The organism is Phycisphaerales bacterium, from assembly GCA_016716475.1.
Taxonomy (GTDB): domain Bacteria; phylum Planctomycetota; class Phycisphaerae; order UBA1845; family Fen-1342; genus JADJWG01.
Genome location: JADJWG010000002.1, coordinates 1,232,551 through 1,259,168 on the forward strand (window position 1 = coordinate 1,232,551; position 26,618 = coordinate 1,259,168).

Sequence of the window (26,618 nt, forward strand, 5' to 3'; positions counted from 1 at the left end):
CGTTTGAAACGAGAGTCGTTTCCCAGGAGGAGCCCGATGGCTACTACAACCGGACGAGGATCGAGCGTCAAGCGGCGGGACGAGGCGGGGGCGGACGAGGCCGTGCAGGTGGTTCGGGACCAGGTCGAGGAACTGGCCCGGCTGGGGGCCCGGCAGATGCTGCTGGCGGCGTTGGAGGACGAGGTGAACGTCTACCTCCAGCGCGACCGGTATCAGCGACAGGGCGAGTTCCGCGGCTACCGCAACGGGACCACGCCGCGGCGGCTGACGCTGGGCAGCGGCACGGTGCCGCTGGAGGTCCCGCGGGTGCGCGACATCCCGCCGGGCCAGGAGCCGTTCGAATCGAAGATCGTGCGCAAGTACCAGCGTCGCAGCGACACGATCGAGGAGACGTTCATGCGGCTGTTCATCGAAGGCCTGGCGACGCGGGACTTCGAGCCGGCCTTGCGGCTGCTGGCGGGGAACGACGCGCCGCTGTCGCCCAGCACGATCAGTCGGCTGACACAGCGGTTCCGCGTCGAGTACGCGGCGTTCGACCGGCAGGATCTGAGCGGCCGGAAGTTCGTCTATATCTGGGCGGACGGGATTTACCTGAAGGCCGGGCTGGGTACGGAGAAAGCCTGCCTGATGGTGCTGATCGGGGCGGATACGGAGGGGCAGAAGCACTTGCTCGCGCTGCGGGAGGGGTATCGCGAGAGCGCCGAGAGCTGGGGCGAGTTGCTGAAGGACTGCCGGCAGCGGGGTCTGAACGAGCCGGGCTGCTGGATCGCGGACGGGGCGTTGGGGCTGTGGGCGGCGGTGAACGAGCAGAGTCCGAACTCGGCCCAGCAGCGCTGCACGAATCACAAGACGATGAACGTGCTCGACAAGCTGCCGAAGGCCGAGCAGCCTGAGGCGACCCCGCGACTGCGGGCGATCTGGCAGGCGGAAAGTGAGGTGGCGGCGCGGAAGCTGGCGGCCGGTGTGATCGCGGACTTCCGTCGGGCGGGCTACGACCGGGCGGCGGACTGTCTGGGGACGATCTGGATCGCTGCCTGACGTTCTACGCGTTTCCGGAGCCGCACTGGTCGCACCTGCGGACGACGAACGTGATCGAGTCGCCGTTTGCGGGCGTACGGCTGCGGACGAACGCGGCCAAGCGGTTCAAGAAGACCAAGAGCGGCGTGTACCTGGTGCATCAGGTGCTGATGCGGCTGTCGCAGAACTGGCGGCACTTGAAGGCGGCGCACCTGTGTGCCCAGATACCGCTGCCGGAAGGAAAGAACCGCCGGGTGAAGACGAAGGTGAAGGCGAAGGCGAAGACCCATGCGGCGTGAACGAACGTGACGGATGCCCCAGATTCAATTTACACAGGACTTGACACTACCTCTCGGCGCGTTCTCGGGTGACCGTATCGAGCAGGGTAACGTATGCGAAAACGGCGTTTCCCTTGCGTCTTTTGCGGTATTTCGGGATACCCGGTATGCGTGGCATAACACCCCCCAGTGTAACGTAGCGCGGCCAGTGGCCGCGCTAAAAAGCCAGAAATAAGAGGGTCACAAGTTCGATCGACGCCCGTAAACGATTTGTTTCCAACGGCTTACAAGATTGGGCGATACTGGGCTCGAACCAGTGACCTCGTGCTTGTCGAGCACGCGCTCTAGCCAACTGAGCTAATCGCCCGGGTGCGGATCGATACTCACATATGGGGGAGTTTCGCCGCCTGTGCCGGGGATGTCAAGGCCCACTATAACAAGGCAACCTACGGCCGCTCAGCCCGTTATGACACCTCAGCAATGGAGCTGCGAAGCCGAACGAAATGCCGCGCAAGCCCAGCGGGATGGTACCTGGAAACGACCCTGGCATTGTGCCCGGGGACCGCACAAGCAGGCACGTACACGCACGCTGGGGAGGCCTTGTCGCTCGGCACCAAGTCGCATAACATTCGGTCTCCGGGTACAGCAGGCGTACCCGTTGCCAGCGTGAATCTCGTGGGTTCCGTTTCCAAGGCCCGCTTTGGCGCTACACGATGAACCGCGGCGAGAGTCGCGGTTTTCTTGTTTCCGCCCATGCGGGCAGGCGTGTGCGGATCGGGAGCCCGAGTTGATCCGGCATACGCCTGTGGCAGCCGAAGACTGCGAGGAGAGCACTGTGGCGGAACGTCGCATCTGCATGACGGTTGACGACATGAACCGGCTTGGTCAGTTGCTGCTCATCGCCATGGGCGAACAGCCAGACGATGAGTCCTTGCGGCTGCTGGAACAGGAGTTGGATCAGGCCGAGGCCGTCCGCCGTGAGGACATTCCGCCTACGGTTGTGACGATGAATACCAAGCTGCGCATGACCGACCTCGCGACCGGCACTCAGCGCATCGTTACGCTCGTGTACCCGGAGAAGGTGACGAGTGACGAGCACGTCTCCATTCTCAGTCCACTCGGGACAGTCCTCCTCGGTTACCAGGCGGGTGACGAGATTCGCCGCGAGACCCATGGTGGAACCCTGCATCTGCGTGTCGATGAAATCCTCTACCAGCCCGAGGCCGCCGGCCACTACCGGCTGTGACAATCCCTCCCTACGTACCTGCACCGATCACAACGATGCCCGCTGCCGCCCTGGTAGCCGTCCCCTGCGGCAGTGGAGTGCAGGGTGACTATGATCCGGGCAGTATCAGGCGTGGGTGCCTTGATCGGCGTACGCTCGTTGGTTACCCCGAGAGGTTGAGCAATGTCCGAGCTTGCTTTTGAGAAGTGGAAGGGGCTGACGATTCCCTCGCAGTTGGCGGATGTGCTGCGCGCAGCGCCACGCGTCGTCCTGCCCGAGAGCCGAGCCGAGCTGGTGGCGCTCGCGCTGGGGGGCAACCCGGACCGCTACGAAGTGGCCTACGAGGTTCCCGGCAAGGGTCGCATCGTCGAAGTGGAAGTCGTACGGGCGCGGAACGGCGTGGTGGCCAACTATCCCGAGCCGTACATGCGCCGGCGGGACCCCGACTGCATGGTCATTTCCGATGAGCTGCCGTCGGACAAGCCGCGCTACGAGGACCGTTTCCAGACTCCGTTTGCAGAAGTCCGCTCGGAAATTCTCGCGTGGCTGGCAGCGCAGGAGTTGATCGTCCTGCCCTTTGAAGCCGGCGGTAGTGATGCGGGATTTGCCTCACTGCTCGTGTGCCCGCTGAACGCGGCCTTCTTTGCGACCGGGTTGGCCGATCTGCAGCGCATGCTGTCCGCGTCCCAGGTGTCCGGCGATTTCAAGCCCCGCGCAGTCATCTATGTAGCCCCCCCCTTCCGGCATACGCATTGTGATGGCCGGCAACTCGTCGTGCACAGCCGCCAGCGCGAGCTGCATGAGGTCTATGCGCTCAATCTGTATCCCGGGCCGAGTGCCAAGAAAGGTGTCTACGGAGTGCTCCTGTCACTGGGGCGACAGGAGGGCTGGACCACCGTACACGGCTCCACTGTTCAGGTTGTTACCCCTTACGACCTGGTGGTGACGATCCTGCACGAGGGGGCGAGCGGTGGCGGCAAGAGCGAGATGCTCGAACTGGCGCACCGCGAGCACGATGGCCGGCTGCTGCTGGGCGAGAATGTCATCAACCGCGATCGCCGGTATGTCATGCTGCCCCGCGGTTGCGAGCTGCGACCGGTAACCGACGATATGGCACTCTGCCATCAGAAGTACCAGCAGCGCGGCGACAAGCTGATCGTATCCGATGCGGAAGACGGCTGGTTCCTGCGCGTGAACCACATCCGGCACTACGGCACCGACCCGCAGTTGGAGCGGCTGTGCACGCAGCCGGAAGAGCCGCTGGTCTTCCTCAACATGCATGGCGTACCCGACGCGACCTGCCTGATCTGGGAACACACCGAGGATGCGCCCGGCAAGCCCTGTCCTAATCCGCGCGTGATTCTGCCGCGGCGACTTATGCCAGGAGTCGTGGATCATCCCGTGGAGGTGGACATCCGCAGCTTCGGCATTCGGACGCCACCCTGCACACCCGATCAGCCCAGCTACGGCATCATCGGACTGCTCCAGATCCTGCCGCCCGCCCTGGCGTGGATCTGGCGGCTCGTGGCGCCGCGCGGGTTCGACAACCCGAGCATCACGGCTTCGGAGGGTCTCGAGAGCGAGGGGGTCGGCTCCTATTGGCCGTTTGCGACCGGCCGACGCGTCGACCATGCCAACCTGCTGTTGAACCAGGTGCGCTCCACGCCGCGCACGCGCTACATTCTCGTCCCGAACCAGCATATCGGCTGCTGGCGAGTGGGATTCATGCCGCAGTGGATCGCGCGCGAATACCTGGCGCGCCGCGGAGGCGCGCAACATTCCGGCGCGAGCAGATCGAACCGGCCCGCTGCACGCTGCTGGGTTATGCGCTGACGTCGATGATGGTGGAAGGCACGAACATCCCGCCGTGGATGCTCCAGGTGCAACTCCAGCGCGAAATCAGCGACGTGACTTACGATGCCGGCGCGCAGCAACTCCGCGATTTCTTTCAGCGTGAACTGCGCGTCTACCTCGACCGGAATGGCCCCCAGCTCGACCCGCTTGGCAGGGAGATCATCGAATGCTGTCTGCGCGACGGCTCTCTGGAGGAGTATGAATCTCTGCTGCCGGTCGAGAAACGGTAACGCATAAGCCCGGCGCGGGCCTGTGGATGCCGCAGCGCGGCACGGTATGACATCGCACCAATGGACCCGATCATCTGGCTCGTCTTCGCAGTCGTCTACGTCGGCATGGTGCTGGGAGGGTTGCCTGGCCTGGCCATCGACCGAACGGGCATCGCGTTACTCGGGGCCATTGCACTGCTCGCAACCGGACGCCTCGATGCTACCGGGGCGTGGGACAGCATCGACGTCCCCACGATCGCGCTGCTGCTGGGGCTGATGGTGGTTTCAGCCCAGTTTCGATTGGGGGGGACCTACGCCGCTCTGACGCGCCATCTGGCTGCGGCGGAGGTTGCGCCACCGGCCCTGCTCGCGCTCGTCATCGGAGCGGCCGGTTTGCTTTCCGCACTCCTGGCGAACGACATCATCTGCCTTGCCATGACACCCTTGCTGATCGAAGGTTGCACGCGGCGCGGGCTGCACTGCAAGCCGTTCCTGCTGGGGCTGGCGTGTGCGGCCAACGTCGGGTCCGCGGCGACACTGATCGGCAATCCGCAGAACATGCTGATCGGCCAGAAGCTGCAGTTGTCGTTCGCGGGCTACCTGCTGGACGGGGTCGTGCCGGCGGTTCTCGGTTGTGCGGCGACCTGGCTGGTGCTGGTCTGGTTGACTCGTGGCAACTGGCACGAGCAGTCCCAACCGGTCACCGTGGAGGCCCCGCCATTCCATCCGTGGCAGACGCTGAAGGGTGCGCTGGTTTTGTTCGCCATTGTGGCAGCGTTCCTGTTCGCGCCATATCCGCGCGAGATCGTTGCGCTGGCGGGCGCCGGTGTGCTGCTGCTCAGCCGTCGCATGCACACGCGCGGCATGCTCGGCCTGGTAGACTGGCCGTTGCTGGTGCTTTTCTGCGGATTGTTCGTAGTGAATCACGCCCTGGCGATGACCGGAGGCGTCGAGCGCGCCCTGATTGGGCTGCGCGGCGCCGGCGTGGATCTAGAGCATCCCGGTTGGCTTTTCGGCGCCACAGTCGTGTTGTCGAACCTCGTGTCGAATGTTCCGGCCGTCATGCTGCTGCTGCCAGTGGCGGAGCAAGCCCCGTTCGGGGGACCGATCCTCGCACTCGCCAGCACGCTGGCGGGGAACCTGTTTATCGTGGGCAGCATCGCGAACATCATCGTGGTCGAGCAGGCCCGGCTGATGGGGGTACGCATCACCTGGCGTGAGCACGCCCGCATCGGCGTACCCGTCACGGGACTGACGCTGCTGATTGCGTGCGGGTGGCTGGCTGTACGTGCGTATGCCTGACTCACGGCAGTCCACCCCGAGCAACCCGAATCATTCTTGAATCAGGGTGGGCGAAACGGTACCGTCAAGTTGTGTTCTGGCCACCCGTCACGCGGGCGCATCGGCTTTCATTTACCCGCAGGAGATTCTCTCATGCTGTGTCGGAAACCGCGCAACGGAATCAATGCTGCGGCGATCACCGCGCTGCTGCTTGCTTCGACCCTGGCCGTTGGCCAGGTGAACACGCTCATCACCTACCAGGGACACCTTCGCGAGAACGGACAACCGCTGACCGGCACGGTCGAAATGTCCTTCAGACTGTACTCCGCGGAGTCGGGCGGCAGTCCACTCGATATCCTGTGGGCACTGCCGGTGCAGGTGGTCGATGGGCTCTTCACCGCCCAGCTCGATTTCGGGATCGATGCTTTCGACGGGGGCACCCGGTGGCTGGAGGTCAGTGTACAGGGTACGCCGCTCACGCCGCGGCAGCTCCTCGCCGCTGTACCCTACGCGCTGCAGACCCGCGGTATCTACGTCAGTCCGGAAGGCCGGGTCGCAATTGGCTCGACCAGTACACCGGGAACCTTCAATGTAACCAGCGACACCGACAATGCCGTCGTTGCCATCACGAGCTCCAACGACGCTTTTGCAGCACTCGACTTCCGCGCGGACAACACCGCCTACTGGGGGATCGGCAAGTCACCCACCAACGACTTCTACATTGACGAAAGCGGGATCGGACGCCGCTTCACCGTAAGGCATGGCACGGGTCTCGTCGGGATTTCCTCCTCGACACCACGGCAGCAACTCAGTATCGGCCCCAACCTGGACCTTTACAGCGGCCCGGCGAACTCCCCGACGCAGCCGTCCATTCGCGCCTCGGCTACGAACAACCTGATCCTCAACGCGATCGGCAACGGTGCAACCTACCTGAACTTTGACGGCGGTAGTGGCGGTGTCCGCATTCACGGGGGTCTGGCGGCAAACGAAATCGCCCGATTCACAGCCAATGGACGGCTGGGCCTCGGCACCACGAATCCCGCAGTGACGCTCGACATCCAGGGACCCGGAGAACCAACCGTGTATCTACGCTCCGGGAGCGGAAACGAGCGCGTTCGCATACGCGGCGCCGACGGGACAGGATACCTCGCGACATACTCCGAAAATGGTTCGCTCAACGTACAAATCACGAATGCTGCCGGTATTCCGAACCACGGCGCCTTGGGTGTTTATAACTCAGCAAACGCAGTGAAGGCGTTCATCACGATCGACGCTGTGGGCCAGGGTGTGGTTCAAGGCGATATCAAGAACTTCCGCGCTGCGGATGTCGATGACCCCACCCGCGACTTCTGGTACGCGTCGATCGAAGGCCCCGAGGCCGCCATGTACGTCCGCGGCCGCGCCCAGCTCAGCGACGGTCAGGCCGTGATCACTCTGCCGGACCATTTCGTCGCCCTGGCCGCACCGACCGGCCTCACGGTTCACCTCACGCCGCGGTCGGCGGACTCGTTCGGGCTGGCCGTCGTGAATGATTCCCTGCATGGCATCGAGGTGCGTGAGCTGCTCCGCGGCACCGGCACTTACGAATTCGACTGGGAGGTTAAAGCCGTTCGCCGCGGCTTTGAAGATTACCAGGTCGTGCGACCGTGGAACGATCTGCGGTTGGAATCTGAACGGACGGAAGACGAGGAGTGGCAGGCCCGACTGGACGATGTAGAGCGGCAGCGGGCGCGACGCCTGGGGACCACACCAGCGGCGGGCCATACAGGCGGATGAAACAGCGATGCAGCGCTGCTGCGAGGTTTCACCTTGCACCAGCGCTGCATTGGGTCCTGATGGAAGCGGGCCGATACGCATACCGGCACGCGAACGGGTCACGCCGAATTAGAATTCCGACAAGTCCGCACTTGTGCCGGTGGGCTCGGGAGCTTGCATCGGGGTTTTCTGCGCGGGGGTGGTCGGCACGGACTTCGCACGCGTCGGCGTGGACTTGTGCCCGAAGTGGTACTGGTGCCCGGTCTTCTGCGGCGCACTCGCCTTCTTCGCCGGTCCGGCCGCGTACGCGTGCGTATCACGCTCGGCCGCCCCACCCACCATCACGACCAGGTCGTTCACCAGCGCCTTGACCGTCTGGGCCTGGGCGCTGAGCTGCTCCGCGGCACTGGCGGATTCCTCCGCCCCGGCCGCGTTCTGCTGTGTCACACGGTCCATCTGCGACACGGCCGTGTTCACCTGGTCCACACCCTGGGCCTGCTCATTGCTGGCGCGGGCAATGCCGTTGATGAGGTCGGAGACCTGCGAGGCCTGTTGCACGATCGCCGCGAGTGACTGGCCAACTTCGCCTGCCACCTGCGTACCCTGTCGCGCCCGGTTCACGGCATCTTCGATGAGACCCGTGGTCTCCCGCGCGGCCTGTGCCGCACGGTGTGCCAGGTTGCGGACCTCCTCCGCCACAACGGCGAAGCCCTTACCGTGCTCACCGGCCCGGGCCGCCTCGACGGCCGCATTGAGTGCCAGCAGGTTGGTCTGGAAGGCGATCTCCTCAATCACCTTGATGATCTTGCTGATCTTCTCCGACGATTCGTTGATCCCGGTCATCGCCTCGTTGAGCTGTTCCATGCTCTGGTCGCCGGCGCTGGCGGCCTGCCGCGCCTCGCCGGCCAGCTTGTCGGCTTGCGTCGCGTTGTCGGCGTTGGTGCGCGTCATGGCCGCCATTTCCTCGAGCGCGCTCGACGTCTCTTCGAGCGAGGAGGCCTGCTCACCGGCTCCTTCCGCGAGCTGCTGTGAGGCGGTCGCGACCTGCGAGGCCGCATCGTTCACCTGGTCGGCCCCCTCGTTGAGCTGGGTGGCGATGCGCGTCAAGGCGCGGTTGATGCCACGCGTGATCAGAACACCGAGCGACATGGCAATCGCTACACCGATGACGGCTGCGGATATCATCAGCACCTGGAGCATGCCGGCCTGGGACTGGCTCGATTGGACCTCGGCGGCGGCGCCTTCACGGTTGACAGCAACGACCGCATAGAGTGCTTCAAGCGCTTCGCGCTGCCGTTGTGCGACCGGTCCCATCAGTTGCTGCTGCGCCGCACTCAGCGCTTCGTTGGCTGTATAGGCAACCGCAATCATTTCTCCTATGTGCTGAGTCACATCAACCTGAGTAGGAAGAAATTCCTCACGATAGAGTGCCTCGGCCTCGGTGGACTTGCCTTCCGCCGCAAGTCGCTTGATCTGCGCTACCGTCGCATGAAGTTTGCGGTGCGGGGTATCGATCTCACGAATCAGTGTGGCGATTTCGGGATTGTCGGTCTGGAAGCTTGCCAGCCAACGCCCGATGTTGCATCCCGTGGGGTCCTCACCACCCTCGAAACTGGCATCTTCCAAGTGCAACAAGTGCAGCAAGCGCTGCACCAGGATGTAGTGCTCTTTCGCGCTCCGCTCGAGCTGTCCCACCAGTTCCGTCGGATTGATGATGCCGACTTCATCGAAACGCTTGCACAGCTCCATCAGCTTGTTATTCTCGGCGCGCCACGCTTCCCATTTGGGTACGAACTCCCGCCACAACTGGGCCTCTTCTGCGCTGTGCGGCAGCCCCTCGTAGACCTCCCAAGCGGCCTGGTAACGTTCTCGTTGTGCGAGCAGGTTCGCATACTGCTCTTGGCGCATCTCGCGCGAGAGCCCCGCGATGCCCAATGCACGATTGATGCCGCGGATGGCCTCGGCGCTGCTTGCGATGATCATCAGATTGTCAACGCGTGGCAGTGCTTCTTCTCCAACGATGTCGATGGCACGCGAGCCACTGTTGACGGCGTAATAACCCACGCCACCCAGCAGCGCCGTCACCGCGCTCACCAGCAGGAACGCCCCCATCAACTTTCGTCCGATCGTCCAACCGGTCCGCGCTTTCATCTGTGCTCTCCCATGCGTCGAGGCGCACCTCGACAGTCGAGGCAGGACAGCCGTACACAAATTGGCTCGTTATGGGCACGACCTGCTACACGCGAGCAGGTCCTGCCCGGGGCCGCTGCCGCAGCCGGCCCCAAGAACTGAGGAACTCGCGTTTTACCGGGGAAGCGCCACCTAACTCCGGCAGGAATCCACGGTCACTGCGCTCATCGACGTGGTGCCCAGTGGGCTTGAAGAACGTCCGCGCCGCGCACGGTGTGGTCACGTGCGGCACACTTATCCCCGACCGTCCTCGGTCCGAAAACACCGCCTCGGAACCGCCGACAGTGGGCACGGTGTGCCCTTGTCGCAGCAGCGTTGGCCACCCGGCCCCCCTACCCTCATTTTCGGCATTTTTCTTACCTGATCCTGAATGGATCAAGAGTATCCGAGTCGCTCCGCATTCCCTCGATAGAGCTGCATGAGCACTTCGGCCGGAAGATCCACCCCGGCCAGACGTGGTGGTGGTGCGGCGTCGGGGTCCTCGATCGGACTCTCGCCGCGATACACGCTTTCCCACATCTGCACCTGGCACCAGTACCGACTGGCGTAGTGGTCGAAGTCGTAGTGATCGGCCACTACCAGGTCACTGCCGAACAGGATGCGGGTCGGGTGGCGCAGCAGCAGCGCGCGGACTCCCTCAGGTTGTGCCGCGACGGCGCGAACGATCCACTTCGTCGCACTGCTGTCGAGGTAGAGGTTCGGATACCGGTCGAGCAGACGCGCGAGAAACCCTGGGTCTTCGCAGTTCCCTCCCATGTGGGCGGCGATGACATTCCGCGGCGCCACCCGTTCCAGCAGATACTCGAGCTGGTCGTACTGGGACTCCTTGGTGCCGAATCTGGCCGCGTCGGCGTACTTGCCGCCCGGTGCAAACCAGGCCGTCGGATCGCCCGCGTGGATCATGAAGTCGAATCCCAGCGCGCAGCCCTGCTCGAGCACCGGCGTGAAGAAGTCGTCCCGCAACAGGCGGGGAAACTTCTCGCGCATGGGCGGCGCCATCCAGAACTTCATCCGGCGTGCGCCGCGCCCCGCGAATGCCTCCAGGTCCGCCAGCCACTGCCGCCGGAAATCCTCCGTGCGGTCTTTCTGCCGCCAGTTCGGGATCGCGATGAACCGCAGCCGGTCACCGTACTCATCCTGCAGCGCGGGCACCTCGTCGAGCGGCGTCATCGAGACCACGGTCCCCACCCCATAGAGGTCAGCCGCCTCGAAGAACTGCGGCAGGGTCGGCGAACGCCGGACATGCGTGTGGATATCGATGCTGCGGCCGGTGAAACGGCGCGGCGGCACGGTGTGGTAATCGAGGCCGAGGCGGTTCGCCGGGGACCGCCCCCCGTGTACCGGGGCATCCTGATCGTGGTGCGACATGCGGAAGTATCCTGTGGGCTGCCTGTAAAACCGAACCCGTGATGATAGGAGCGGCGCGTGACCATCCGCCGCCAAGCCGCGAGGACCGCAGAAACGATGCCGGCGCGCAGCCCGCGGCATGCCGCGCGCTGCGCGCCGGACCTGTTTCACCCGGAGTTTGCCGGCTTACTTGTTGTGGATGAGATGCTCCACGACGGCCGGGTCGGCGAGGGTCGTCGTATCGCCGATCTGATCAGACTGGCCCTCGGCAATCTTGCGAAGAATGCGCCGCATGATCTTGCCGCTGCGCGTCTTGGGGAGGCCGGGTGCCCAGTGGATCACGTCCGGCGTCGCGATCGGGCCGATCTCCTTGCGAACGTGCTGCACGAGTTCCTTCTTGAGCGCATCCGTGTAGTCCAACCCCACCTTGAGTGTCACGTAGGCGTAGATGCCCTGACCCTTGATCTCATGGGGGTAGCCCACAACAGCGGCCTCCGCCACGGACGGATGGGCCACGAGGGCACTCTCGATCTCAGCCGTGCCCATGCGGTGCCCGGAGACGTTGATGACGTCGTCAATCCGTCCCGTGATCCAGTAGTACCCGTCAGCGTCGCGCCGGCAGCCGTCGCCGGTGAAATAGAAACCAGGCACCCGGCTGAAGTAGGTCTCCTTGAAGCGCTCGTGCTGGCCGAACACCGTGCGCATGATTCCCGGCCACGGTTCGGAGATGAAGAGCGCGCCCTCGGTTGCGCCGTGTTTCTCGTTCCCCTGCTCGTCCAGAATCACCGGCCGGACACCGAAGAATGGCAGCGTAGCGGAGCCGGGTTTGGTGGGGATGGCGCCCGGGAGCGGCGTGATCAGGATGCCACCGGTCTCCGTCTGCCACCAGGTGTCGACGATCGGGCAACGCTCGTGACCCACGTATTTGTGATACCAGAGCCAGGCTTCCGGGTTGATGGGTTCGCCGACGGAGCCCAGCAGGCGCAGACTGGTAAGCTTGCGCTTCTGCACATGCTGTTCGCCTTCACGCATCAATGCGCGGATGGCCGTTGGGGCGGTGTAGAACTGGGTGACCTTGTACTTGTCGACGACATCCCAGAACCGGCCGGGATCGGGGTAATTCGGGATGCCCTCGAACATGATCGTCGTCGCACCATTGCAGAGTGGACCGTACACGATGTACGAATGCCCGGTGACCCAGCCGATGTCCGCGGTGCACCAGTAAATGTCGCCCTCGTGGTAGTCGAAGACGTACTTGTGGGTGATGCCGGTAAAGACCATGTAGCCCGCCGTGCTGTGCAGCACGCCCTTCGGCTTGCCGGTTGAACCCGAGGTGTACAGGATGAAGAGCGGGTCCTCCGCATCCATCCAGGCCGGCGGACAGTCGGAGGATGCATCGGCCATGACCTCGTGCCACCAGTGATCGCGACCGGGCCGCATCGCGACCTCCAGCTTGCCCGGCAGGCGCTGCGCGACGATGCAGGTCCGGACCTTCACCCCCTGCCGCAAAGCGAGATCCATGGCTTGGTCAGCATTGCCTTTCAATGGCACGGGCTTGGGGCCGCGCATGGCACCGTCGGCCGTGATGACATACTCGCACTTGGAATCCACGATGCGATCGGCCAGCGAGTCGGGGCTGAAACCGCCGAACACGATCGAGTGCACGGCACCGATGCGCGCACAGGCCAGCATCGCGATCGCCAGTTCAGGGATCATCGGCATGTAAATCGAGACGCGGTCGCCGCGCTTCACGCCAGTCTGCTTCAGCACGTTGGCGAACTTGCAGACTTCGCGGTGCAGTTCGCGGTACGTCAGCTTGCGGTCCTCACCTGGATCGTTGCCCTCCCATTGAATCGCGACCTGGTCGCCGCGGCGCTCCAGGTGGCGATCGAGACAGTTGTAGCTGATGTTCGTCTGGGCGCCGATGAACCACTGGATCGAGATCTTGTCGCGGAAATCGTACGTGCGCACCTTGGTCCACGGCTTGTGCCAGTGGAAGTTCTCCTGGGCGATGTCCGCCCAGAACCCCTCCGGATCCTGTATCGACCTCTCGTACAGACGGCGATACTCCGCCAGCGACTTGATGTGCGCCTGGGCGGCAAAAGTCTCACTGGGGGGAAAGGTGCGTTCCGCGGTAACGGTGGTTTCGGCAGTCATCATACTCTCCTGCCGGGCGGCGCGATTCGAACCGCCACCCGTGTTCACGGGGATGTGAGTTGAGTGCTGCGCTGCTTAACAGCGCAACCCGCCGTGTGGTTACGTGCCCCCCTGGGCGGCGATCGGACCCGCAGCCGGCGCCGCGTTCTGGTCGCGGCGATACTGCTTCGCCGACCGGAGCGCGCCGGACGGCACGGCACCACCTGACTCTTTCGCTTATAGCATGCCCACCTGCGCGTCGCAACTGTGGCCGAACTGTCCGCACGTAAATGGCGCAGACCGACCACCAAAAGGGTACTATATCCAGGTCGCCGTCACCGCCTGCAGCGGCCGGGCCGCTCTGAGGAGGTTGCATGCTCGAAATTCACGGCTTGCGCTGCGACCCGATCATCGGGCTCGAGATCCACGTGCAACTTGCAACCCGCACGAAGATGTGGTGCGGCTGCACGCTGGCCTTCGGGGCCGAGCCGAATACCCACGTTTGCCCCGTGTGTCTCGGCCTGCCCGGCGCGCTGCCGGTTGCCAATCAGCGGGCCGTCGAACTGGCGGTACGTACTTCGATCGCCCTGGGCTGCCACATTGCCCAGTTCACCCAATGGGACCGCAAAAGCTACTACTACCCCGACCTGCCGAAAAACTACCAGATTTCGCAGTACGATCACCCGCTGGCGGAACGCGGAGTGTTCGAGTTTCCCAGCGACGGCGGGTTCGCGCGCGTCCGTATCCGGCGGGCGCACCTGGAGGAGGATGCGGGGAAGAATGTACATGATTTCCCTGGCTACACCGGTGTCGATCTCAACCGCGCGGGGACCCCGCTGCTGGAGGTCGTCACAGAGCCGGACCTGCGCTCCGCCGATGAGGCCCGCGAGTTCGCCGTGCAGCTCCACCGCCTGGTGCGTTACCTCGGGGTCAGCGAAGCCAACATGCAGCAGGGTCAGATGCGCTTCGAGCCGAACATCAACCTGCGCATTCACCGTGACGGACAAGTGTATGTCACGCCCATCGTCGAAGTAAAAAACCTGAACTCATTCAAGTCGCTGCATGGCGCGATCGCGTACGAAATACCGCGCCAGGTTGAAGAATGGCTGGAGACCGGCGCCGTCGCCCGTTCCGGCAACAAGGGCAACCGCGGCTGGGACGACCAGCGTGAGATCACGGTCGTTCAGCGGGAAAAAGAGGAGGCCCACGATTACCGCTACTTCCCGGATCCCGACCTGGTGCCGGTGACGCACGAACCTGCGTGGATCGACGCCCTGCGCAACGAGATGCCCGAGCTCCCGGTCCCCCGCGCAGCCCGCTTCGTGCACGGCTTTCGTCTGCCTGAGCGCGATGCGCCCGCACTCGTCGACGATCGCGCCACCGCCGACTTGCTCGACGAGGCCGCGGAGGCGGGCGGCGACCAGGTCACCTTGGGGAAGCACTTCCTGAGCTTCTGGCAGCGCTACGCGAATGAACGCCAGACCACCATCGCAGGTCTCGGAGTTGCGGCGCCACGCCTGGCGGAGTTGGCCAACCTGGTTGTCGCCGGTGAGATCAACGCCACCGCGGCCGTGCAGATCGCGGGTGAGATGCTTACGGACTCCGCCCCGCCACGGGCGATTGCGGAGCGCCTCGGGCTCTTGCAGATACGGGACAGCGACCAGATCGCGCGCTGGGTCGCGGAAGTCCTCGTCAACCACGCCCAGGCCGTGCGTGACGCCGTAGCGAATCCGAAGAAGCTCAAGGCGGCGCGCGGCTTCCTGCTCGGCCAGGTCATGAAGCTGTCCGGCGGCACCGCAGACCCCGAGTTGGCCGGCCGGCTGATCGACGAACAACTCGCGCGCGCAACCTGACTACCGACAGGTGGCGTGGCCAGCACCGCGTTAGATGTCCTCCAGCCCTTCTTCGCGTAACCAGCGGTGCGCGCGGGCCACCAGCGGCTCCGGATAACCCTCCAGCTCCAGAATACGCAGTGCGTTTCTCGTGCGCGCCGGGCCCGCGTGCAGGCGATAGTCGAAAACCATGCCGCTTTCGCCGAGATTCTCGCGGAAATGGAAGTTCACCACCGTGACACCATCGGCCAGGCGTGTCAGGTTTCGATCGTGTGTCGCAAGTAGAAACATCTGTCCCGACGCCAACAGATGCTCCAGCACGGCCACACTGGCGGCGGATTGGTCCTGCGAATTGGTCCCGCGGAAGGGCTCGTCGATCAGGCCAAGCAGCGGGATGGCACCCTTGGGCGGATGAATCATCCGCCGAAGATGCCGCACCTCCGCGAGAAAGTAGCTCTCCGCTGCGGCGAGACTGTCACGCGCCCGCAGATCGGTAATGAGCCGCAGCGGGGACCAGGTCAGCGCCTCGGCCGACACGGCGCCGCCACTCTGCGCAAGCACCACATTGACACCCACCATCCGCAGGAACGTGCTCTTGCCTGCCATGTTTGAACCGGTGATCACCCACACCCGCTGTCCAGCGGCAGCCAGGTGGGCGTCGTTTGCCACAATCCGTTCCGGGGCCACGAGCGGGTGTCGTCCTCCACGAATTTCGAGTGCCGCAGCAGTGGCCAACTCGGGCCAGCAATTGGCGGGCTGCTCATCCGCGAAAGCCGCCTGCGCACACAACGCATCGAGCTCCGCGAGAGCCGCGATGGCCGTGAGCAGTTCAGCGCGGCGTGGCCCCGTGGCTCTGGCCACGCCGGCTGCCACATGCACGTCCGCCAGCAATGCGAGATTCAGCAGCAGCCAGAGCGGTCCGCCGCGCTCCGTGTACTGGACGCGCCGCACCAGGAACGGGAGGGCCTGGGGCACGGTGGCGCGCCGACAGGCCGTCCCCAGGTCCGCGAGTTCTTCTATCTCGGGGGGGGCGGCGCCCGCGGCCCGGGCGGCCCCCAGCACCGCACGCGCTGCCCAGGCCGTGTCAGTCCACGGCGCGAGAAACGCCACAATCGCCGGCCGGTAACGGGCAAGCAAGGCCGCATTCACCAAGGTAAGTACCAGCAGCGCTGCCAACGTCGGCCCGACACCTTGGAAACCGAGAATGGACAACACGACAATCAGCAAGCCGCTGAGCCAACCCCAGGCACGCAACCACGTCGGTGCCGGACCGGTCGGTGATGCCGGGGCCTGTGCGAGAGCGGCAATCAGGCGCGCCAGCCGGGCATCCTCGTCCCGCAGCATCCGCAGACCCGCCATGAGTTCAAGTCGCGCCGCACGCTGTTCGGCCAGCACGCGCACCAGCGTCTGACGCTTCCGGATCCATGCCGCATCGATGGACGGCTGCTCGACCAAATCCCGCAAACGCAGCGCCCCCAGGCGCGTCGAGGTGCGGTTGAGCAGCCCGAAGATTCCAACCGGCGGCGCAAACAGGTCGAGATCGTCACGCTCCTGGTCCGTCAGCGCCCAGACTTCTCCGCGCGGCAGGAGCACCGGGAGCTGCGCCAGTTCCGGGGCATCCTCCGGCCGGCGCCAATCACGCAGGCAGACGACCGCCCCTCCGGCTCGCTGCAGCGCCTCGTCCACGGTGTCGAGCCGCCGCTGGGCCGCATCCCGGATGGCCAGTTCGAACAGGTGTCGTCGCACGGTCAGCACAAACCCCACCAGCACCAGCGCTGAAGCTACGGGGGCCCACAGGAGCCGTTCACCCGTGAAGACAAACCACGGCACCAGCGCGAGTGTGAAAACCGCCAGGCGTACCCACGCCCAGCGCCCTTCCCGCCCGCTTGCCACTGCCAGTTCGGCCGCGAGCCCAGCGCGCTTCTCCCCCAGCCAGGCCGCGGCCGTGCCACCGGACCGGGGTTCGTGCTCCGGTTGTGTGCTCACCGATCCTCCTTGTTGAGTTCGACCGGACCCAAAAGGCACCGGCCGGGCATTGTACGCATGCCACGGCACGACGGCGCGGGCGCTTAGCAGTGAATCCCCAGGTGGCGGCTTGCCGCGGCGCAGCCGTCCGCAGACACTGTTGCCAGTTGTCACGGGAGTGGTGATGCCCCAGGCCGACTACGAGAACCTGCGCGTTCGCGTCCGCAGCACCCCCCCGGCCCTGGTGCACCTCTGGCGCGAATGGTGCTTCTTCCGGGTGATTCTCGTGCACTTTCGCGTGCGTTTCGCGGTGATGATTGGCATCCTGCTGACGGGTGGGCTCCTTTTCAAGTACCTCGATCCGGCGCGCGACCTTTCCTTGCCCAAGGCGATGTACTTCACCTGGTCGCTGGTGTTCGGCGAGCCGCCTGAGGAGTTCCCCGATCACGTCGTCCTTCAGTCGCTCTTCTTCATCATCCCGGTCCTCGGCCTGTTGGTGATCCTCGAAGGGCTCGTGGATTTCGCTTTTATCCTGCGCGACCGTCGTCGCCACGAACGGAGCTGGTGCAAGGTCATGGCTGCCGCACTTCGCAATCACATCATCCTGGTCGGGCTGGGGAAGCTCGGTTACCGCGCTTATCGCCTGCTGCGTCAGCTTGGCGCGCCGGTCGTCGTCATCGAGCGCAATGGCGACAACCAGTTTCTCGACGAATTGCGCCGTGACGGCACGCCCCTGCTGATCGGCGACGCCCGCCGAGAGGCCCTGCTGGTCGACGCCCACGCCGCGGCCGCCCGCAGCATCATCGTCGCTACCAACGACGACCTCGCGAACCTCGAGATCGCCCTCGACGCGCGCCGCATCCAACCTGGCATCCGCGTCGTATTGCGGATGTTCGATCAGAACATGGCCGACAAGATCCGGGGCGGTTTCAACTTGCAGGTGGCCATGTCCCAGTCGGCCATGTCCGCCCCGGCCTTCGTGATGGCGGCCCTGGAGAGTTCCATCGTCAGCAGCACGGTCATCGGGCAGGAGCTGGTCGTCATTCAGCGCTGGCGAGCCCATGCTGGCGGTCCACTCGCTGGTCACAACGTGGCGGAACTCATGCGGACCTACGGTGTTGTCGTGGTGGAGCGCAGTGCACCGGGCTCGACTCCACACATCATGCCCGGCCCGGATACCGTGATCGCGGCGGGCGATCAATTGCTGGTGCAGGGCACATTCGATCGGCTGCGCAACCTGGCGGACGAAGTGCAGGGACTGGCTGCTGCCGCCGCAAGTACGTGACCGGCCGCACGGTCCCGCTAGGTTGCATCCTTTACGGCGAGCGCATCCGCGACGTACTCGATCACGTGCCGCGGTCGCACTTCGGTATGATGCTCGATCTGGTGCCGGCAACTGAAGCCCGAGATCGCGATCTCCGCGTCGCCGCGCCCCCGCACAGCCGGAAACAGCCGCTGCTCCCCGACCGCCCGCGCAACTTCGTAGTGCTCTAATTCGTGGCCGAATGAGCCCGCCATGCCGCAACAGCCGCTGTTGATCTCGCGGGCCCGCCCGCCGGTACACGCCTGCAGCAGCGCCACAGCATCCACCGTGCCGGTGAGCGCCTTCTGGTGACAGTGCCCGTGGTACAGCAGGTTCGGCGCATCTGGCCGGAAATGCAGCGCGTCCGGCCGCGCCCGCAACTCCGCAGCCACGAACGTTTCGATGTCCTGCGCCTGTGCCGCGATGCGCCGCGCCGTCGCTGTGCGCACCAGTTCCGGCAATTCATCGGTCAGCGCCGAAATGCAGCTCGGCTCGGTCCCGACAATGTGCAGTCCGCGCTCCGCCAGCGGCCCGAGTACGGCCGTATTCGCACCGGCGAGATCCTTCGCCGCCGACAACAGCCCTTTGCTCAGCAGCGGTCGGCCACAGCACTGGGTCGGCAGCACGAGGACTTCGTACCCGAGCGCCTCGAGCACCCGCACCGCTGCGCGGCCCACGCCCGGCTGGTAGAAATTGGTCCAGGTATCGACGAAGTAGATCACCTTGCGATCGGTCGCCGCAGGAGTCGGCTCGGCCTGATGGCGTTTGCTCCCAAGCCGCTCCCAGGTGTGCCGTTCGAACCACTCGCGAAAGGTGGGGTGCGCAAAACGCGGCGGCGGGACGCGGCGATCGAGTCCGAACAGGTGCTCCATGATCACACGCGTGACGCGGGACTGGAGCACCCAGTTGCTGAGCGGTGCGAAGTGGCTGCCCCAGCGGGCCAGGTCGACCGAGGCCGCGATGAGACGGCTGCGCACCGGTGGACCACCGCTGCGCTCATGGCGGTGATGGAGCCATTCCGCCTTGAGCTTGGTCATGTCGGTCCCGGTCGGGCACTCGGTCTTGCAGGCCTTGCAGCTCAGACACAGATCCATGACCTCGTCCAGGGCCGGGTCGTCCAACCCGTTGAGCAGGCCCTTATTCGACAGCGCGGCGCGCAGTGCGTTCGCCCGCGCCCGCGTGGTGTGCCGCTCATCGCCGGTCGCCATGTAGGATGGGCACATGGTGCCTACCAGGCGCTGGCGACAGACCCCCAGACCGCTGCACATCTCCGCCAGGTCGGCGATCCCACCGTGCGCACTGAAATCCAGCAGTGTCGGCGGCTGCTCCGTGCGATATCCGGCGCCATAGCGCAGCGTCCCGTCCATCGGCAGCGGGGCGACGATCTTACCCGGGTTGAACAGGTTCTCCGGGTCGAACGTCTGCTTGATCCGCTGGAATGCCGCGCTGATCTTCGGGCCATACTGCTTTGCCAGCCACTCCGACCGTACGATGCCATCACCATGCTCGCCGGTAATCGCGCCACCGTATTCAACGACCAGCCGCGCGACGCGTTCGGAAATCCGCCGCAGCCGCTCCACATCGGGCGCCGTTTTCAGGTTCAGAGCCGGGCGCACGTGGATCACGCCAACGCTCGCATGACCATAATAACCCGCCTGCTCGGCCCCCTCTTCCACCAGCAACTGCCGCAGTCGCACCATGTAGGGCCCGAGCACGGCGGGGTCAACGGAGGTGTCGTCGATGAAGTCGTAGGGTTGCGCGTCGCCCGGGCGCGACATGAGCAGCCCCGTACCCGCCTTGCGAACCGCCCACACGTCCTCCTGCTGGGCCGGGTCGGTCAGCACCGGCCAGGCGTAGGCGACGCCGCGTTGCGCCACGTCCTCCTGCAACCTGGCAATCCGCCGCGCCAGCCGCGCGGGATCATCCTCGTAGAACTCGACAGTCAACGTCGCGGCGGGATCGCCCTCCAGGAACCAGCGCTTGCGCAACATGGCGGGATTGTCGAGGGCGGCATCAAGGATGTATTTGTCTACCAGTTCAATCGCCGCCGGCTTGTGTGCAAGAATATGGGGCACGGCATGGAACGCGGCTGCGAGTTCAGCGTAATGCAGCACCACCAGCGCCTTGCAGCGCGGCAGCGGCTCGAGGTTCAGCGTGGCGCCGACGATGAGCCCCAGCGTCCCCTCGCTACCGGACAGCAAACGCTCGGTCGTGATCCGGCCACCCTCGCGCCGTAGGCGGTCGAGCGCGTAACCCCCGTTGGAACGAAGCACCCGGGGGAAACGCTTCGCAATCTCATCCGCGTGCGTGGTGAGCAATTCTTCAAGCATCGCGTCGCAGCGTCGCGCGAGCGCATTCACCCCGTTTACGTCCCGCCCCCAGGTGTGCCGTGAGCCGTCCGACAACACCATGTCCAGCGCCAGCACATGATCGACCGTGCGGCCATAGAGGATCGAGCGCGCCCCACAGGAATTGTTGGCAATCATGCCGCCGAGGGTCGCGCGGCTGCTGGTGGCCACGTCGGCGGCGAAATGCAGGCCGTAGCGCTTCAACTCGGCGTTGAGTTCGTCCAGCACGACCCCCGGCTCGACTCGTGCGATGCGTCGCTGTGGATCAATTTCGAGGATGCGATTCATGAAGCGGGCGAAATCGAGCTGCACCCCGCGGTTCACCGCACCGCCGTGGAGTCCCGTTCCGCCACCGCGCGCGGTGATCGGCACACCATACCGGCGACAGACCTCGACCGTCGCTACAACATCGGCGATGTGTTTGGGTTGCACAACCGCGTCGGGCAGGATTTCGTAAATGCTCGCGTCGGTGGCGTACAGCGTACGCGTAAGGACATCTTCGCGATACACACCCGCGAGCCGCCCGGCCAGTTCGGCGCGCCACGGACCGCGCTCCCGCCCGGCCGGTTCTGGTGCGGCCACTGCGTCCTGGAGGGCTGGATCGTGCGTAGTTGCAGAGCTATCCGCCTGTGGCAGGTGCATCGACGTGTTCCTGTACTACCGGGTCTGAGCCAGGACCCGTATACACTTTACGGCGCTGAGGCCCCCAGCGTCGACCCCTCGGTGACCACCACGCAACGCGCGTATAATGTCGGCGTCATGGCACACGACTCTTTCGACCCTGGAGTGATTGCGGGACAGCTCTACTGTCCGCATTGCGGCTACCTGCTGGTCGGACTGCGTGAACCGCGCTGCCCGGAGTGCGGCCATCGGCTCGATGAAGATGCACGACTGCAATCCGCACTGCGGCGGCGGCCGCCCCGCTTTACAGGCGCCGAGCGCCCACTGCCGGATTTTGACCTTGACTGCAAGCAATGCGGGGAACCCCTGGTTGGCGCCCCCGAGGATGCCTGTCCCCACTGCTCGGCCCCGTTCGACCTGCGGGCCTTGCCGCCGAGTTCCGTCTGGTTTCGCCTTGCGTCGCTTGACCTCCACGGCCTGACCTTGGTGGCGCTCCAGCCGCTGCTGTGGGAGGAGGAGATTCCCTACCTGACGCAAGAGGGCAAATCGCTGCGGCACCACTACGGCGGGGGAACACTTGCGATCACCGATATCACCGTGCCGACAGAGTTCTACTTCGACGTTTTACACCTGCTGCGCACGCAGGAACTGAGGCGGCAGTCCGCCGGTGACACCGAATGGCAGTGCCCACATTGCCATGAAATGTCACCTGCAACCTTTGACATCTGCTGGAACTGCGAGCGACCGCGGCCCTGAGGAGGCCTGGCACGCTGAGCAGGTCCCCGGCACGGGTGCCACCCGCTCACATCAACGCCAGCATCAGTTGCGCACCCACCGTCATCGCCACCAGCGCCAGGGGATAGACGGCCGCATAGGAGAGCGCGGGGACTTCACTTTCAAATTGTGCACTCGCGGCGCCCAGGCCAGGCGTGCTGGTCATCGCCCCGCATGTCAGTCCCATCGTGCTTGGCGCCGTCTGCTTGCACACGAGGTATGCCAAACCGGCGCCCAGTCCCAGACCTGTCACGAGTGTCAGCAGCGTCAGCACGAGCAGTCCCAGCCCCTGGGCCTGTAGCACCGGCCACAAATCCGTTCCCACACCTGCGCCGGCACTAACCAGAAACAGCACCAGGCCAAGTTCGCGCATCAAGTAACGGCCCGCCAGTGGTACATGCACCCGAAACTTGCCGATGCGACCGAAGTGCCCGAGCAGCAGGCCCATGAGCAGAGGGCCGCCTGCAATCCCCAATTGCACGGTGCCGCCCCCCGGCACTGGAAACGGCAGATAACCGAGCAGCAGACCGAGCACCAGCCCGAATGCGAACGGCGGAATCGCGGTTTCATGCAGGCGTCGCTCGTGAATGCCGGCCTCTGTGCTGAATGCGCGGACGTCGTGCTCGTACCCGACGATACGCACAAGGTCCCCGACTTCCAGTACGAACTCGCCGCGTGGCACAAACTCTACCCCGTCGCGCCGCACACGCGTGATGACTACGCCGAACTTGCTGCGGATGTGCAGAGCCCGCAGGGAGCGCCCCGCAAAACGCCGCTCGGTGATGAACACGTCACGCACAATCACGTTGGGAACGTCCGCCATCTCAATTTCAGCCGGCACGGGCGGACCGATCAACAGGCCCAGCCGGTCGAGTTCGTGATTCGTCCCCACGGCGAGAACCACGTCGCCGCGCTCCAGCTTCGGATTCCGACTCGAGGGAATGATCTCCGAGCCGCGCGCGATCCGCGAGACGACTGCACTGACCCAGTCGTGCAGACGCAGCTCGCTCAGCGTCTTCCCGATGCAACCCGGGTTCTGCACAAGGAAGCAGCGCTGCCGAACCTCCTCACCCGGGGTGGTATCCGCCTGTTCGTCCTGGCGCGCCGGCCGGCGCGCCAGCCACTTCGGCACAAGTTGCGCAAAGAGGACCACTCCCACCACGCCGAGGGGGTACGACAATCCATAGGCGATCGAGACAAGTTGTGCCTGCTCCACCCCAGCTGCTTCCGTCGCCGCGGCCAGCGCAGGTGTGCTGGTCAGCGCGCCGGCAAAAACCCCGGCAATCGTCTCGCGGGGCAGGCCAAGGATGTACCCCCCGAATCCTGCCACCAGGCCGGCACCGCCGACCGTTCCGAGCACGACCACAAGCGGAACCGCCCCTTTGCGCCGCAGGGTTTGCACAAAGCGCGGTCCGGCCTGTAATCCGATGGCGTAGACAAAGAGAACCACCCCGAACTGCCCCAACTCGGCCGTGTAATCGGGCTTCAGCAGCCCGAACTGCGCCATCGCGAGGGCCACGAACAGCACACCGGAAGAACCCAGCGCAATCTTGCGGAACTGGAGCTGCCCCAACCCCAGACCAAGCACGATCGTCACGAATACGGCCGTAAGCGGAAACTCGAACAGGTTTCGCAGGAATTCCATGCCGCAGATCCCTCCACCGGGAGTACCACTGCCCGGTGCAGACCAAATTGTGGAGCATTATATCCGAATACCGTGCTTCGCAAGCCCGCCCGTACCGCGCAAACCTTGCGCCCACGCCGTTCTCTGACGTCTTGCTCTCGTACGGGCCCGACGGGCTGCCAGACGCATCCCGCAAACCTTTTCACGGCATTGACCTATTCTCGCAAGCTCACCCACTCGATCAGGTATAGCGGGGGGTAGCAGCGGTCGCGGTGGGCCGCGACCGGAGGTACGTCGATGCGCCCGTGGCTCTTCGTGATCTGCTTTTCGCTGGGTGTCACACTGATGCTGTTGAGCGGCTACCTCCCCCAGTCCGCCAGCGCACACGGTAGCGGTGGTCGTCATGCGGACTACCCGACAGTCTTGGAGCCCACGCCACGTAGTCTGAGCCGCGCCTTGGCCACGCCCGACCATGTGTATACCCCCCGTGAAGACTGGCGCAGCCCCGATCTTGCCGTGGAACCCGCAGAAGACCCCGTTCCTGCGCCACCCAACGATACGGCAGTACCCGCAGACGCGGTCGAGACACCCACACCCGAGGACAATGCGGCCACGGGTGAAACCCCCTTGGTCACCACACACTCCAACAATCCGGCCTCCGAGCTCGCAAACCCCCTCGACGAGGTCGTGGAGGAAACTGCGAACTCGGCCGGAACCGCCACGCTCACGGCCAGCGCCGGCGCCGACCGTGTCGTCTGGATCGGTTGGAAGGAACTCGTGCTCGACGGCTCCGGCAGTCGCGACGCTACCGGCAGTCGGCTCCGCTACACCTGGCGTCAGACGGCTGGACCGGTCTGGCTGGAGATCGAGGGAGCCGATCGACCGAAAGCACGTGTCACGGGATTCTCAGCCGACGACCTGTGGGACTGGCGCGACGCGGTGTACGAGTTCGAGCTCACCGTGACGAATGCGGAAGGTGCGGAGGCGACCGACTCCGTGGCCTGCACGGTCAAGGTGGCTCCGCCGCTGAAGGTATCCCCGCGTGCCGAGCGCTTTGTGCAGGAACGCGACGGCTACCGATTGGGGCATTATGAGGCCTGGCAGAGCAACTCCGAATCGTACGCAGCCACCTTCGAGGTCCGCTCCGAAATCGCACTGACCTTCACGCGTGTCGCCGGCAACAGCTTTGAACTCGTCGGTGAAGAACAAGATCGTCAGTTCATCTACCTCATCACCGTTTACGGTCAGGCGGGAGAGGCCGCGAGTTTCGTCGAGTTCCTCGTCGACACCGCCGATCGAATACCCGGCGTCCTGGTGCTGAATGTAACCTGGGAAGGACGCTAATCGGTTGTTACTCAGGAGCACGGACACGGCGTTGCGGAAAGGAACTTGATCGTGGGCACGCTGATGTGGTTCGTGGGTTTCGCACTGATGATGGGCAGCTTCGCGTTCCTGTTTGGCCGGAACGAAGAACCCCATGAGGCCCGCATCTCCGTCGAGCCCTGGTGGCCGGACGGCGATTCCCGCACGCGGCGAAATTAGCTCGCGGGTGATTGCGCAACGGCTGGGTGCGCCCCCACCCTCCTCCTGCTCTTAGCCCTTTGCATCGCGCTCCGCGAGCCGCGCCTCCAGGGCTGCCAACTGCCGCTCAAGTCGCTTCACCGTCTCGTTCAGTTCCGGCAGACGTTGCACATAGATCACCTGCCGCTTCATATCATGGATCGGGATCGCGGGGGCTCCAAGCACCGTCTCTCCATCAGGGACGTTGTGGGTCACACCGGCCTTGGCACCGATCGTCGCGTTGTCGCCCACCCGGATATGTCCCACAACGCCCACCTGCCCTGCCATCGTGACGTGATTTCCCACCTCAACCGACCCGGCCAATCCCGTCTGGGCCACGAAGAGGCAATCCTCGCCGATGCGCGTCCCGTGCCCAATTGCGATCAGGTTGCTGAATTTCGTGCCACGGCCGATTCGCGTTCGTCCCAACGTGGCACGGTCAATAGCGCAGCTCGCCCCAATCTCAACATCGTCCTCGATTTCAACGGACCCGATCTGCGGGATCTTGAACCACTTGCCGCCCAGCGGAGCATAGCCCAGGCCATCCTCACCGATGACAGTGTTCGCATGAATCGTTACGCGGTTCCCGAGCACGGTATCGTCATACAGCACAACATTCGGGTAGAGCACTACGCCCTCGCCGAGGCGGCACCTTGGTCCGATATAGCAACCCGGATAGATGACGGCGGCTGTCCCGATGACGACCTCCTCGTCGATCGTTACCCCCGGGTGGATCGTCGCCCCTTCGCCGATCTGCGCGCTCGCGTGGATGAATGCCTCGCCAGCCGTAGCTCGCACCGGGCGGTGCTTGCGGTAACCGTGCAGCGTGACGATCAGGGCCGTGATCGCCCCGTAGGGGTCATCCACCCGCAGGCGATCGAAGTGCGGCGGAGCCGCCACACTCGGCCGGAGAACAACCGCGGTTGCGGCGGTTGTTTCCAAGTGCTTTTCATACTTGGGGTTAGATAGGAACGAGATGTCACCAGGTCGCGCGTCCTCGAGCGTAGCCACACCGCGGATGGGGCGCTCAGGATCGCCCTCGAGGAGTGGTTTGAAGCCGTGCTGGTCCAGCACGCCATGCAGTTGGCCAAGGGTCGCTGGCATCGTTCCTCCGAAGTAGCGCGAGCTGGCCGCGGCACCGCGCGCCGGTCGGATTGTAAGAATTCGTGAGACCAAGTGAAAGGTGTCGAGAGAACTCGAGTTTGTACGCTCGACCGGCCCCCGGAGCCCGTGAACCGTTCGAAGTAGTGCCGTGCAACGCAGCGAACACTCGAATCCGCAACCATGGACTAACGGCGG

17 protein-coding genes, 1 tRNA gene and 1 pseudogene are annotated in these 26,618 nt (G+C 64.7%); 11 read left to right on the forward strand and 8 right to left on the reverse strand.

Annotation, left to right across the window (positions count from 1 at the left end; translation table 11 throughout):
- The first annotated feature begins 36 nt into the window (after positions 1-36).
- A complete protein-coding gene (locus tag IPM18_12785) occupies positions 37-1,038 on the forward strand; it encodes an IS256 family transposase (protein MBK9120459.1) in 1,002 nt (333 codons plus the stop codon).
- Complete coding sequence (locus IPM18_12790; protein MBK9120460.1) at positions 1,008-1,316, forward strand: transposase; 309 nt, start codon at positions 1,008-1,010, stop codon at positions 1,314-1,316. The genes IPM18_12785 and IPM18_12790 overlap by 31 nt, the downstream gene beginning before the upstream one ends.
- 272 nt (positions 1,317-1,588) lie before the next feature.
- Here the strand turns inward: IPM18_12790 and IPM18_12795 are convergent.
- Positions 1,589-1,662 (reverse strand) — tRNA-Val (locus tag IPM18_12795).
- A 468-nt stretch (positions 1,663-2,130) separates the two neighbouring features.
- On the opposite strand from IPM18_12795, the gene IPM18_12800 reads away from it, so the two are divergent.
- The 4 genes and pseudogenes from IPM18_12800 (at position 2,131) to IPM18_12815 (ending at position 7,640) form a co-directional block, all read left to right on the forward strand.
- Entirely contained in the window at positions 2,131-2,541 is a 411-nt protein-coding gene (locus IPM18_12800) for a GreA/GreB family elongation factor (GenBank protein ID MBK9120461.1), read from the forward strand.
- A gap of 162 nt (positions 2,542-2,703) precedes the next feature.
- Positions 2,704-4,604 (forward strand): annotated as a pseudogene (locus tag IPM18_12805) (DUF4914 family protein).
- Between the two features lie 60 nt (positions 4,605-4,664).
- Positions 4,665-5,885 (forward strand): anion transporter, encoded by a 1,221-nt coding sequence (locus tag IPM18_12810; protein ID MBK9120462.1) that lies wholly within the window; start codon positions 4,665-4,667, stop codon positions 5,883-5,885.
- A gap of 132 nt (positions 5,886-6,017) precedes the next feature.
- Entirely contained in the window at positions 6,018-7,640 is a 1,623-nt protein-coding gene (locus IPM18_12815; GenBank protein MBK9120463.1) for a hypothetical protein, read from the forward strand.
- A 108-nt stretch (positions 7,641-7,748) separates the two neighbouring features.
- Here IPM18_12815 and IPM18_12820 read toward each other — a convergent pair whose 3' ends face one another.
- The 3 genes from IPM18_12820 to acs all read right to left on the reverse strand — a co-directional run bounded on the left by IPM18_12820 (position 7,749) and on the right by acs (position 13,313).
- Positions 7,749-9,770: an MCP four helix bundle domain-containing protein gene (locus IPM18_12820; GenBank protein MBK9120464.1), complete on the reverse strand. Its 2,022-nt coding sequence runs from the start codon at positions 9,768-9,770 to the stop codon at positions 7,749-7,751.
- 414 nt (positions 9,771-10,184) lie between these two features.
- Positions 10,185-11,177, reverse strand: a complete 993-nt coding sequence (locus IPM18_12825; protein MBK9120465.1) for an amidohydrolase family protein — start codon at positions 11,175-11,177, stop codon at positions 10,185-10,187.
- Between the two features lie 165 nt (positions 11,178-11,342).
- Entirely contained in the window at positions 11,343-13,313 is a 1,971-nt protein-coding gene (acs, locus tag IPM18_12830) for an acetate--CoA ligase (GenBank protein ID MBK9120466.1), read from the reverse strand.
- A 353-nt stretch (positions 13,314-13,666) separates the two neighbouring features.
- On the opposite strand from acs, the gene gatB reads away from it, so the two are divergent.
- Positions 13,667-15,145 (forward strand): Asp-tRNA(Asn)/Glu-tRNA(Gln) amidotransferase subunit GatB, encoded by a 1,479-nt coding sequence (gene gatB / locus IPM18_12835; protein ID MBK9120467.1) that lies wholly within the window; start codon positions 13,667-13,669, stop codon positions 15,143-15,145.
- Positions 15,146-15,175: 30 nt separating this feature from the next.
- Here gatB and IPM18_12840 read toward each other — a convergent pair whose 3' ends face one another.
- On the reverse strand, positions 15,176-17,110 hold the full coding sequence (locus IPM18_12840) for a hypothetical protein (protein ID MBK9120468.1): 1,935 nt from the start codon (positions 17,108-17,110) through the stop codon (positions 15,176-15,178).
- Positions 17,111-17,273: 163 nt separating this feature from the next.
- Between IPM18_12840 and IPM18_12845 the strand changes: the two genes are divergently transcribed.
- Positions 17,274-18,374, forward strand: coding sequence for a potassium channel protein (locus tag IPM18_12845; protein MBK9120469.1), 1,101 nt, complete (start codon positions 17,274-17,276; stop codon positions 18,372-18,374).
- Positions 18,375-18,391: 17 nt separating this feature from the next.
- Here IPM18_12845 and IPM18_12850 read toward each other — a convergent pair whose 3' ends face one another.
- Positions 18,392-21,382, reverse strand: a complete 2,991-nt coding sequence (locus tag IPM18_12850) for an FAD-binding protein (protein ID MBK9120470.1) — start codon at positions 21,380-21,382, stop codon at positions 18,392-18,394.
- A gap of 117 nt (positions 21,383-21,499) precedes the next feature.
- Here IPM18_12850 and IPM18_12855 point away from each other — a divergent pair, with 117 nt between their 5' ends.
- The gene (locus IPM18_12855; GenBank protein ID MBK9120471.1) at positions 21,500-22,117 is read left to right on the forward strand and encodes a hypothetical protein; all 618 of its coding nucleotides are present in this window, start codon (positions 21,500-21,502) and stop codon (positions 22,115-22,117) included.
- A gap of 46 nt (positions 22,118-22,163) precedes the next feature.
- Here the strand turns inward: IPM18_12855 and IPM18_12860 are convergent, their stop codons facing one another.
- The gene (locus tag IPM18_12860) at positions 22,164-23,780 is read right to left on the reverse strand and encodes a hypothetical protein (GenBank protein ID MBK9120472.1); all 1,617 of its coding nucleotides are present in this window, start codon (positions 23,778-23,780) and stop codon (positions 22,164-22,166) included.
- A 276-nt stretch (positions 23,781-24,056) separates the two neighbouring features.
- Between IPM18_12860 and IPM18_12865 the strand changes: the two genes are divergently transcribed.
- Both IPM18_12865 and IPM18_12870 read left to right on the forward strand, forming a co-directional pair.
- Entirely contained in the window at positions 24,057-25,103 is a 1,047-nt protein-coding gene (locus IPM18_12865; protein ID MBK9120473.1) for a hypothetical protein, read from the forward strand.
- A 51-nt stretch (positions 25,104-25,154) separates the two neighbouring features.
- Positions 25,155-25,301, forward strand: a complete 147-nt coding sequence (locus IPM18_12870; GenBank protein ID MBK9120474.1) for a hypothetical protein — start codon at positions 25,155-25,157, stop codon at positions 25,299-25,301.
- A gap of 51 nt (positions 25,302-25,352) precedes the next feature.
- Here the strand turns inward: IPM18_12870 and lpxD are convergent, their stop codons facing one another.
- Entirely contained in the window at positions 25,353-26,423 is a 1,071-nt protein-coding gene (gene lpxD, locus IPM18_12875; GenBank protein MBK9120475.1) for a UDP-3-O-(3-hydroxymyristoyl)glucosamine N-acyltransferase, read from the reverse strand.
- Between the last annotated feature and the right edge of the window lie 195 nt (positions 26,424-26,618).